The 11,137-nt window shown below is 39.0% G+C and carries 9 protein-coding genes and 1 pseudogene; 6 read left to right on the top strand and 4 right to left on the bottom strand.

Annotated features, from left to right (window positions below; all coding sequences use genetic code 11):
* Positions 1–79 precede the first annotated feature (79 nt).
* The 3 genes from EXS92_RS06170 to gatC are packed head-to-tail and all read left to right on the top strand — an operon-like array spanning position 80 to position 2,946.
* Positions 80–1,162, top strand: coding sequence for a hypothetical protein (locus tag EXS92_RS06170; protein ID WP_165515890.1), 1,083 nt, complete (start codon positions 80–82; stop codon positions 1,160–1,162).
* Positions 1,163–1,174: 12 nt separating this feature from the next.
* Complete coding sequence (gene gpmI / locus EXS92_RS06165; protein ID WP_165515889.1) at positions 1,175–2,650, top strand: 2,3-bisphosphoglycerate-independent phosphoglycerate mutase; 1,476 nt, start codon at positions 1,175–1,177, stop codon at positions 2,648–2,650.
* A gap of 14 nt (positions 2,651–2,664) precedes the next feature.
* A complete protein-coding gene (gene gatC, locus EXS92_RS06160) occupies positions 2,665–2,946 on the top strand; it encodes an Asp-tRNA(Asn)/Glu-tRNA(Gln) amidotransferase subunit GatC (protein ID WP_001165264.1) in 282 nt (93 codons plus the stop codon).
* 77 nt (positions 2,947–3,023) lie between these two features.
* Here the strand turns inward: gatC and EXS92_RS06155 are convergent, their stop codons facing one another.
* Positions 3,024–4,343: an adenosylmethionine--8-amino-7-oxononanoate transaminase gene (locus tag EXS92_RS06155; protein WP_165515888.1), complete on the bottom strand. Its 1,320-nt coding sequence runs from the start codon at positions 4,341–4,343 to the stop codon at positions 3,024–3,026.
* Positions 4,344–4,472: 129 nt separating this feature from the next.
* On the opposite strand from EXS92_RS06155, the gene EXS92_RS06150 reads away from it, so the two are divergent.
* The 3 genes from EXS92_RS06150 (at position 4,473) to ftsZ (ending at position 8,721) form a co-directional block, all read left to right on the top strand.
* Complete coding sequence (locus tag EXS92_RS06150; protein ID WP_165515887.1) at positions 4,473–5,936, top strand: peptidylprolyl isomerase; 1,464 nt, start codon at positions 4,473–4,475, stop codon at positions 5,934–5,936.
* A gap of 15 nt (positions 5,937–5,951) precedes the next feature.
* A complete protein-coding gene (gene ftsA, locus EXS92_RS06145; protein WP_165515886.1) occupies positions 5,952–7,433 on the top strand; it encodes a cell division protein FtsA in 1,482 nt (493 codons plus the stop codon).
* A gap of 130 nt (positions 7,434–7,563) precedes the next feature.
* Positions 7,564–8,721 carry a cell division protein FtsZ gene (ftsZ, locus tag EXS92_RS06140; RefSeq protein ID WP_000233604.1) on the top strand — a complete coding sequence of 386 codons (1,158 nt, stop codon included), beginning with the start codon at positions 7,564–7,566 and terminating at the stop codon, positions 8,719–8,721.
* A 420-nt stretch (positions 8,722–9,141) separates the two neighbouring features.
* On the opposite strand, the pseudogene EXS92_RS08035 reads toward ftsZ, so the two are convergent.
* The 3 genes and pseudogenes from EXS92_RS08035 to EXS92_RS07885 form a co-directional block, all read right to left on the bottom strand.
* A pseudogene (locus EXS92_RS08035) lies at positions 9,142–9,376 on the bottom strand (hypothetical protein); the annotation flags it as partial.
* A gap of 370 nt (positions 9,377–9,746) precedes the next feature.
* Entirely contained in the window at positions 9,747–10,571 is an 825-nt protein-coding gene (mscS, locus tag EXS92_RS06130; protein WP_000343432.1) for a small-conductance mechanosensitive channel MscS, read from the bottom strand.
* 139 nt (positions 10,572–10,710) lie between these two features.
* Positions 10,711–10,905 carry a hypothetical protein gene (locus EXS92_RS07885; protein WP_120826194.1) on the bottom strand — a complete coding sequence of 65 codons (195 nt, stop codon included), beginning with the start codon at positions 10,903–10,905 and terminating at the stop codon, positions 10,711–10,713.
* Between the last annotated feature and the right edge of the window lie 232 nt (positions 10,906–11,137).

Below are 11,137 nucleotides of genomic sequence, written 5' to 3'. Positions count from 1 at the left end.
CACTCTTAAGAATAAGCTAAATCATGCTAGAATTATACTTGAATTTATTCCTAGTTTAATTTATTTCTTAATACAAAAGGTGAGCGTTTTGAAACATTTAGCCCCACTCATTCATATCCCTTTTAAAGCCTTATGGCTAGGCGCAGCCTTAAGCGCGTTCTTAAGTTTGAATTTGAACGCTGAAGAAAGCCCTACTAAAACAGAGCCTAAGCCCGCTAAAGGGGTTAAAAACAAGCCCAAATCGCCTGTTACTAATGTCATGATGACCAATTGCGATAACCTTAAAGACTTTAACGCTAAGCAAAAAGAAGTTTTAAAAGCCGCTTATCAATTCGGATCTAAAGAAAATTTAGGCTATGAAATGGCGGGCATCGCATGGAAAGAATCATGCGCAGGGACTTATAAAATCAATTTTTCGGATCCGAGCGCAGGCATTTACCATGCGTATATCCCTAGCGTTTTAAAAAGCTATGGGCATAATAATAGCCCCTTTTTGCGTAACGTGATGGGGGAATTGCTCATTAAAGACGATGCGTTTGCTTCTGAAGTGGCCCTAAAAGAATTGCTCTATTGGAAAACGCGCTACCACGACAATCTAAAAGACATGATCAAGTCTTACAATAAGGGCAGTCGTTGGGAAAAAAACGAGAAGGCTAACGCTGATGCTGAGAAATATTATGAGGAGATACAAGATAGAATCAGGCGTTTGAAAGAATCTAAAATCTTTGACTCGCAGTCTAGTAATGACCAAGAATTGCAAAAAAGCGCTAATAGCAACTTGGATCTAGACCCTATCGGCAGCACCATGCCCCAAACTTTAGCTCAAACAGAGACCAAAGAAACTCAAATAGAGGAAGCTCAAACGCAAAAATCCCAAGAAATGAAAGAGACAGCTAGCGAGCAAGCCATCAATAAGCCGCTAGAAAAAGAAAAAGATAAACCCATGTATTTCGCTCAAATCAATAGCGCTGATTTTGCGCCCGCTAAAAAAAGCCCCAAAAAACCGGCTAAAGCGAGTCCAAAACGCTCCTCTAAAAATAATATCAGCGTTAAAAACAACACCAAAACCGCTTCCAAAAGTAAAGAAGTGTGCAAAAATTGCTCTCCAGGGCAAAGGAATGCGATTTTAGCTAACCATATCACTCTCATGCAAGAGCTTTAAAAAGTCCTAAAAATGGCGCAAAAAACTCTTTTGATTATCACTGATGGCATTGGGTATCGTAAAGATAGCGATCATAACGCTTTCTTCCATGCCAAAAAACCCACTTATGACTTGATGTTTAAAACCTTGCCTTATAGCCTGATTGATACGCATGGCTTGAGCGTGGGATTACCTGAAGGGCAAATGGGAAATTCTGAAGTGGGGCATATGTGCATTGGGGCTGGTAGGGTGCTGTATCAGGATTTAGTCAAAATTTCTTTAAGCCTTCAAAACGATGGGTTAAAAAACAACCCCGCTTTTTTAAACACGATCCAAAAAAGCCAAGTGGTGCATCTTATGGGTTTAATGAGCGATGGAGGCGTGCATTCACACATTGAGCATTTTATCGCTCTGGCTTTAGAGTGTGAAAAATCCCATAAAAAAGTCTTTCTGCATTTGATCACCGATGGGCGCGATGTCGCTCCTAAAAGTGCTTTAACTTATTTAAAACAAATGCAAAATATCTGCAATGAAAACATTCAAATCGCTACCATAAGCGGTCGTTTTTATGCCATGGATAGGGATAAGCGCTTTGAAAGGATTGAGCTTGCGTATCATAGCTTAATGGGGCTTAATCACACGCCTTTAAGCCCTAGCGAGTATATCCAAAGCCAGTATGATAAAAATATTACCGATGAATTTATCATGCCCGCTTGTTTTAAAGATTATTGCGGCATGCAAGATGATGAAAGCTTTATTTTTATCAATTTCAGGAATGATAGGGCTAGAGAAATCGTGAGTACTTTAGGCCAAAAGGAATTCAGTGGCTTTAAACGCCAAGTTTTTAAAAAACTCCATATCGCTACCATGACGCCTTATGATAACACTTTCCCCTACCCTGTTTTATTCCCCAAAGAAAGCGTTCAAAACACGCTCGCTGAAGTGGTCTCTCAACACAACCTGACCCAAAGCCATATCGCTGAAACTGAAAAATACGCGCATGTAACCTTTTTCATCAATGGCGGAGTGGAGACGCCTTTTAAAAATGAAAACCGGGTGCTTATCCAAAGCCCAAAAGTTACCACTTATGACTTAAAGCCTGAAATGAGTGCTAAAGAAGTAACCCTTGCGGTGTTGGAGCAAATGAAATTAGGGACGGATTTGATCATTGTGAATTTTGCTAATGGCGACATGGTGGGGCATACAGGGAATTTTGAAGCGAGCATTAAAGCGGTAGAAGCGGTGGATGCATGCTTAGGGGAGATCCTTTCACTGGCTAAAGAATTGGATTACGCCATGCTTTTAACAAGCGATCATGGGAATTGCGAGCGCATGAAAGATGAAAACCAAAACCCCTTAACCAACCACACTGCCGGTAGCGTGTATTGCTTTGTTTTAGGGAATGGAGTCAAATCCATAAAAAACGGAGCGTTGAACAATATCGCTAGCAGCGTGTTAAAACTCATGGGCATCAAAGCCCCAGCAACAATGGACGAACCCCTATTTTAAACTAAAGGAAAAGAATGCAAATTGATGATAAACTATTGCAACGCTTGGAAAAATTAAGCATGTTAGAAATTAAAGACGAGCATAAAGAGAGCGTTAAAGGCCATTTGGCGGAGGTTTTAGGCTTTGTAGAAAACATCTTCGCTTTAGAAACTAATAATCTAAAAACAGATACGCATCTTAGCACCCCTTTAAGAGAAGACGAACCCAAAAGCCAACCCCACATCGCCAAAGAGATTTTAAGCCAAAACAAACACAGCCAGGATCATTACTTCGTTGTGCCTAAAATCATTGAATAGGTTTCATATCATAAAAGCTTGATTTTTGAAATCAAACAGACAAAAAAGCTATCGCTTGACTAAAATTAAGCTTTTTACTATTTGTTTTCAGCCTTTTTTAATTCATCAATCGCTTCCACTAATCCTACAATCGCCTTTTTGATTTCTTCATGCGTGATAATATAAGGAGGCATGAGATAGATCGTGTTGTTTAAAGGGCGTAATAACAAGCCTTTTTTTAGAGCTTTTTTAAAAACCGCCAAACTCAAACGCTCTTTGGTTTGAAGAAAAACTTCAAAGGCAAAGACCATGCCCAAATGCCTTAGATTAGACACCACTTGCCGCTCTATCAAGTCTTTTAACGCATTTTGGAGCGCGCTAAAAATAAACTCGCTCAAAGCCTTGTTTTTTTCAATAACATTTTCTTTTTCAAAAATATCCAGCGTGGCGTTCGCGCATGCGCATGCTAAGGCGTTTCCTGTGTAGCTGTGCGAATGCAAAAACGCTTTATTTTCTTCATAAGGGGCGTAAAATCGGTTATAAATTTCATTATGAGTTAATAGTGTGCTTAAAGGCAAATACCCCCCGCTAATCCCCTTAGACAAACATAAAAAATCCGGCTCAATTTCGCATTGTTCATAAGCAAACATGCTCCCTGTGCGCCCAAACCCGGTAGCGATTTCATCAAAAATAATGTGGATGTTTTTTTGCTTGCATAATAAAACGGCTTGTTTTAAATATTTCGCGCTATAAATATGCATATTCCCTGCGCATTGCAAAAGAGGTTCTGCAATGAAGGCGCAAATTTCTTCACCATGTTTATCTAACAAACGCTTTAAAGCGTTCAAACTATTTTCTATCTCGCTGTCGTTTTTAGGAACGGGCGTGATGAGATTCTTGAGCAATAAGGGGGTGTAAGTGTCTTTATAAAGTTTCACATCGCCCACGCTTAACGCTCCCAAAGTCTCGCCATGATAGGAATTAGAAAGCGATAAAAAAAGCTTTTTAGGGCACATTTGGTTTTTTAAAAAATGGGCGTGATAGCTCATTTTCAAAGCGATTTCAACACAAGATGAGCCGTTATCCGCATAAAAGCATTTATCCATATGAGTGAGCTGGCAAAGCCTTTGAGAGAGCGTGATAATGGGCTTATGGCTAAAAGAGGCCAAAAGGACATGCTCTAGATTATCAATTTGATTTTTGAGCTGTTGGCTGATGTAGGTGTTATTATGCCCAAAAAGATTCACCCACCATGAGCTGATCAAATCCATGTAAGCGTTATCATTAAAATCATAGAGGTAAATCCCTTGAGCCTTTTTAATGGGGATAATGGGGAAATTTTGATGCTCTTGCATTTGCGAGCAAGGGTGCCAAAGATACTCCAAATCCAAAGCGGCTAAATTTTCTTGAAAATTCATGTTAAAAACTCTCTATAATAAGGATAATTTTAATAACCTTTGGTTAAAATAAGGTTATTTGATTTTACTATAAGGTTGTTTAAACCTGAATTTCACATTTTTGATTTTTTAAAAGGGATTAGAGTTCTTATGATTGAATGGATGCAAAATCATAGAAAGTATTTAGTGGTTACAATATGGATAAGCACGATCGCTTTTATTGCTGCTGGGATGATAGGTTGGGGGCAATACAGCTTTTCTTTAGATAGCGATAGTGCTGCCAAAGTGGGACAGATTAAGATTTCTCAAGAAGAATTAGCCCAAGAATACCGCCGCCTTAAAGACGCTTATGCTGAGTCTATCCCTGATTTTAAAGAACTCACCGAAGATCAAATCAAAGCCATGCATTTGGAAAAAAGCGCACTAGATTCGCTTATCAATCAAGCTTTATTGAGGAATTTCGCTTTAGATTTAGGGCTTGGCGCTACCAAGCAAGAAGTGGCCAAAGAGATCAGAAAAACGAGCGTTTTTCAAAAAGATGGGGTTTTTGATGAAGAATTGTATAAAAATATCTTAAAACAAAGCCATTACCGCCCCAAGCATTTTGAAGAAAGCGTTGAAAGGCTTTTAATCCTTCAAAAAATCAGCGCTCTCTTCCCCAAAACCACCACCCCTTTGGAGCAATCCAGCCTATCGCTTTGGGCAAAATTGCAAGACAAATTAGACATTCTTATCCTAAACCCTAGTGATGTTAAAATCTCTCTTAATGAAGAAGAGATGAAAAAATATTACGAGTCCCATAAAAAGGATTTTAAAAAGCCCACAAGCTTTAAAACACGCTCTTTATATTTTGACGCTAGTTTAGAAAAAACTGATTTGAAAGAGTTGGAGGAATACTACCATAAAAACAAGGTGTCTTATTTGGACAAAGAGGGGAAATTACAGGATTTTAAAAGCGTTCAAGAGCAAGTCAAGCATGATTTAAGCATGCAAAAAGCGAATGAAAAAGCCTTAAGGAGTTATGTCGCTCTAAAAAAAGCGAACATGCAAAACTACACCACGCAAGATTTTGAAGAGAACAACTCCCCCTATACTGCTGAAATCACGCAAAAACTCACCGCTCTCAAGCCCCTTGAAATCCTAAAACCAGAGCCTTTTAAAGATGGTTTTATCGTGGTGCAACTCATCTCTCAAATTAAAGACGAATTGCAGAATTTTAATGAAGCCAAAAGCGCTCTTAAAACCCGCCTAACTCAAGAAAAAACCCTTATGGCGTTGCAAACTTTAGCCAAAGAAAAGCTTAAGGATTTTAAAGGCAAAAGCGTGGGCTATGTAAGCCCTAATTTTGGAGGCACTATTAGTGAGCTTAACCAAGAAGAAAGCGCTAAGTTTATCAACACCCTTTTTAACCGCCAAGAAAAAAAAGGGTTTATTACTATAGGTAATAAAGTGGTGCTTTATCAAATCACAGAGCAAAATTTCAACCACCCCTTTAGCACAGAAGAAAACCAATACATGCAGCGTTTAGTCAATAACACTAAAACGGATTTTTTTGATAAAGCGTTGATAGAAGAATTGAAAAAACGCTATAAGATAGTCAAATACATTCAATAAATGCAAGGGGAAATCATGGAACATAAAGAAATCGTTATAGGGGTTGATATAGGCTCTAGAAAGATTTGCGCCATAGTGGCTGAATTTAAAGAAGGGATTTTGCGCATCATTGGCACCGCCCATCAAGACTCTAAAGAAATCAATTCAAAAGCCATTAAAAGAGGGCGTATCAATAGCCTTGCTCACGCTTCTAACGCCATTAAAGAAGTGATTAATAGCGCTAAAAAAATGGCAGGTTTGAACGCTGATGAAGACAGGAATAACCCCATTTCCTCCTTTAGAGAATCGTATTACCCTAAAACTAAAGCGATTGTTTCTTTTTCTGGGGCTTATACTGAAAGCATTAGAGATGTTACCGGTGTGGCTAGCACTAAAGACAATGTGGTTACTATAGATGAAATCAATCGCGCTATCAATAACGCATGCGCTAAAGCAGGCTTGGATAACGACAAACATATTTTGCATGCCCTCCCCTATCGCTTCACTTTAGACAAACAAGAAGTGAATGACCCCTTAGGAATGAGCGGGACTCGCTTAGAAGTCTTTATCCACATTGTCTATACAGAAAAAAACAACATTGAAAATTTAGAAAAAATCATGATCCAATCTGGGGTGGAGATTGAAAACATTGTGATCAATTCTTATGCAGCCTCAATTGCTACCTTGTCTAATGATGAAAGGGAATTGGGCGTGGCTTGCGTGGATATGGGCGGAGAGACATGCAACCTTACGATTTATAGCGGCAATTCCATACGCTATAACAAATACTTACCCGTAGGCTCTCACCATTTAACCACGGATTTGTCGCACATGCTCAATACCCCATTCCCTTACGCTGAAGAAGTTAAGATCAAATACGGGGATCTTTCTTTTGAAAGCGGCGCAGAAACGCCCTCTCAAAGTGTCCAAATCCCTACCACCGGCTCTGATGGCCATGAAAGCCATATTGTGCCGCTTAGTGAAATCCAAACTATCATGAGGGAAAGGGCTTTAGAAACTTTTAAAATCATCCACAGGAGCATTCAAGATAGCGGATTAGAAGAGCATTTGGGCGGGGGCGTTGTGTTAACCGGTGGCATGGCTTTAATGAAAGGGATCAAGGAATTAGCTAGAACCCATTTCACTAATTACCCGGTGCGTTTGGCGGCCCCTGTGGAAAAATACAATATCATGGGCATGTTTGAAGACTTGAAAGATCCTCGCTTTTCAGTCGTAGTCGGCTTGATTTTATACAAAGCAGGGGGGCATACCAATTATGAAAGGGATTCTAAAGGGGTTATCCGCTATCATGAAAGCGATGATTATATAAGAAAAGCCCACCAATCAAACCCTACCCCCCACATCCATTCATCGCCCACAGAAAGGAATTTAAGCGATTTAAAAACCCCTAGCGCTCCTTTAAACACCGCTAAAAATGACGACTTCTTGCCCATAAAACCCACCGAACAAAAAGGTTTTTTTCAAAACCTCTTGGATAAGATTTCTAAAATCTTTTAAGATACAGCCATTTCTTTATGCGATAAAAACGCCTTGATAGTTATCAAAAGCCAGAAAACATGGTATAATCCTTTAGCTATTTATCAAAGTTTAAGATTTGCAAAAATCGTATCTCAAGGGGAATGTGGCTATGGTTCATCAATCAGAGATGGAAAATTATAATATCGGTCAAGCGAGCATTGAAGAAGTAAGCGATCCAGCTTATAAAGGGGCTAAGATTGTCGTCATCGGTGTTGGAGGTGGGGGGTCTAACATGATCAAACACTTGGTTGAATACGGCGTGCATCAAGATGTTACCCCCATTGCAACGAACACTGATGGCCAACATCTCAAAAACAATCCTGCTCCGGTTAAAATCCTTTTAGGCAAAGAGTCCACTGGAGGTTTGGGCGCTGGGGGGATTCCTGATATTGGTAGGAAAGCCGCTGAAGAAAGCGCTAATGAAATTAGAGAAGCGATTAAAGACGCTAAATTAGTCATTGTCTCTACAGGGCTTGGAGGAGGGACTGGGACTGGAGCCACCCCTACTATCGTTAAAATCGCAAAAGAAGTGGGAGCGCTCACGATTGCTATCGTTACCAAGCCTTTCAAATACGAAGGATCTCAAAAAAGCAAGAAAGCCGAAGAGGGGTTAAAGGAATTGGAGCAATCTAGCGATTCTATTTTGGTTATCCCTAATGATAAAATTCTTTTGACCATGAAAAAAAACGCCAGCACAAAAGAATGCTATAAAGAAGTTGATGATGTCTTGGTTAGGGCTGTGAGCGGTATTTCTACGATCATCACTAAGCCCGGTGATATTAATGTTGATTTTTCCGATTTAAAAAGTGCTCTTGGTTTTAAAGGCTTTGCGTTAATGGGTATTGGTGAGGCCACTGGCGAAGAATCCGCTAAATTAGCGGTGGAAAATGCGATCCAATCGCCTCTTCTTGATGACGCTTCTATTGATGGGGCTAAGAGCATTATTGTCTTTTTTGAGCACCACCCTGATTATCCTATGTATGCTTATTCTCAAGCTTGCATATCTATTCAAGAACGAGCCAATCAAGATGTTGATGTTAAGTTTGGCCAGCACACGAGCGAGAGTATCCCCATTGATCATGTGCGCGTTACTATCATTGCAACCGGTGCTGAAAGAAACAGCGGTGGAGCGGGTTTGGAATCTATCGCTACGCCCTCTCAGCCTGTGGTGAAACAAACAAGAAAAGTGGGTAATAGCGATTTTTTAAGAATCCCTACCGAAGAAGAACTATCCACACCCACAGCCATAAGGATCCAGCAAGATTAATTGCAGATCTCGCTTTCCCCCCTATTTTTATAGGGTCATAATAAAGCGGTTTGTTGGGTTTGCTCTCATTTATTTTTTTAGAATAAAATTGAGAAGCTTTGATTTTAAAACTTTGATTTTTCGTTATGCTGATTTTTAGAGCGTTTAGAGAGATTTTAAAGTGCTTAAAGGGGAATATCCCAAAGCACCCCCTGGTTAATGAAACGCTAGAAACCCATTTGGCAAAAACCAAGAGCTTTATTTTTCACACTCACCACCCCTAAAACTATACGCTCCGTTATGAATTTGTGAGATCAATGCATTTTTAATTTGATTGGGCTTCACATCTCATCAAATACAGATAATATTTTTCCTATCAAAATAATTGATAATAGCAATGATTTTATCAGACAATCCATCACTTTCTTTGATAATCTTTTTTCAAGAAATCGCACGCATCAGTGAAAAACTCTCGCTCATTAGCTTTACTTCTAACACGCTCGCAATAAGGCCAACGCTCACGCTTTTACCTTGTGATAGAGCGTTAGAAATTTTAATGATTTCAAGGTTTTGTTTCGCGCTCAATCTATACCTTACTCAAATTCCGCTTCTCATAGTCTCGGCTTTTAATGGTTTCTTTTTCTTATTTACTCATCTCATCAATGGCTCTGACTTTTTAGAGCCTTCAATTCTTTCTAAAAATCATAGTTTAGTAACAATTTGCTAGAGCTAACCACTCTACCACTTGCACTATACTTTAACGCTGACTTTTTCTTATCATACTCGTTTAATTGAGCGGATAGGGGTTGGTTAGAGTTGACAGAGATTTTAAAGAGAGGTAGTTGGCTTTTAGCTTCCTTGTATTCCTTAAAGGCGGGCATCAATGAGAGATGATAACGAGTTAGAATTGATAGGGTTTTTTTCACTATTAAGCTAACTTGGTGCGTTTAGAATTATTAGCACCGATGAAAAGGTTTTTAAAATCGCTTGACATAGGGTCTCCTTTAAAATTCAAGTATTACTACAATCAATGCACCTCACACCAATCACTTAGAAGAGTCTTGATTTTTAATAGCAATATCTAGCTTGTTGAAAGGGATTTCAATGTGGTTAGCGTCTAGGGCGTTTTTGATGCGTTCAATGAGTTCGCTCCTCACATTAAAGATCCCATCTTCAATCTTTGCCCAAACCCTAATGGTAAAATTCAATGAACTTTGTCCAAAATCCGTGATTCCAATAAAAGTGGGCATGTTTTTATCAATTTTTTCCATTGAGTCAATAACATCTTTTATAGTCTTATGCACCAGTTCAATATCGCTCCCATACCCTACCCCACAAACCCATTCAATGCGCCGACACGCAGTGTTATTGCTATTGATAATATTAGAATTAGCGACACTTCTATTGGGTAAAACCGCCAAGCGCCCGTCATGCAAGCGTAAAGAAGTGTTAAAAAAATTAAGTGCTTCTACTTTGCCCTCTAGACCAGAGATTTCAATGATGTCTCCTTTTTTGAACGGGTGTAAAATAATAAGGATTATCCCTCCAGCAATGCTTGAAAGGTAATCTTTTAAAGCCAACGCCACAGCGATCCCCACCGTTCCTAAAACAGTGATAATAGAAGTGGTTTGGACGCCTAGCGTGCTGAGTGCGATGATTGTGGTGATGATAAGGATTAAGATAAAAGTAACCTGCGCGACAAAATTCGCCAGAATCTCATCTTTTTTGGATAAGAGTTTCATGGTTTTGTTCCGTAAGAAAAATGAAAAATAAAAACCTATACAAAAGACAACAATAGCCTTGATTAAGATTATCCCAAAATGCTTTGCCTGCGGAAAAAAATCCACTAACAGCGTTTTAATTTCATCCATAAATCTTTCCTTGCAAATCATAAAATCGCTAAAAGAGACAAGATAACTTATCCTTATATAGCTAATTTGACATGTTAGCATGTTTAGGACTAACCTTATTACCACAACTCAAACGCCCAATCCAGTATTAGCGATAAATTCAGTGGCTTTTAAGATGCTGTCTAATGAAAAAGGGGTTTTTAGCGTTGAAACTAGAGATTACTTTATGCGCACCCCCAACTTGATGGCTACCACTCACTTTATGGTAATGGTTATCCCTTAGCTTGGCTTTAATGGATTTTATCGTTGCACTATTAACAGATACCGCTCCATAAGATTTTCGCATAAAAGCTATGGTGTGTTTAAAAGTCTCTGAGTAATTCTTTAAGAATTTAGGGGAGTTGGGGCTTTCTCAATTTTGGTCAATATTGATGTGGTTAGCAATCTTAATTTTTTGACCCCTTTTATAAGGCTTATAACCTTCACCCTTCCTTTTTCTCAAAGAATAAAACTTTTTTCTTAAATCCATGTTTAATTGATACGGACTCTTTTCTTGCCAAAGATATAAATCTTAAACTTTTTAAAAA

The organism is Helicobacter pylori (genome assembly GCF_011175115.1).
GTDB lineage: Bacteria > Campylobacterota > Campylobacteria > Campylobacterales > Helicobacteraceae > Helicobacter > Helicobacter pylori_DF.
This window is presented reverse-complemented; position numbering and strand designations above follow the sequence as displayed.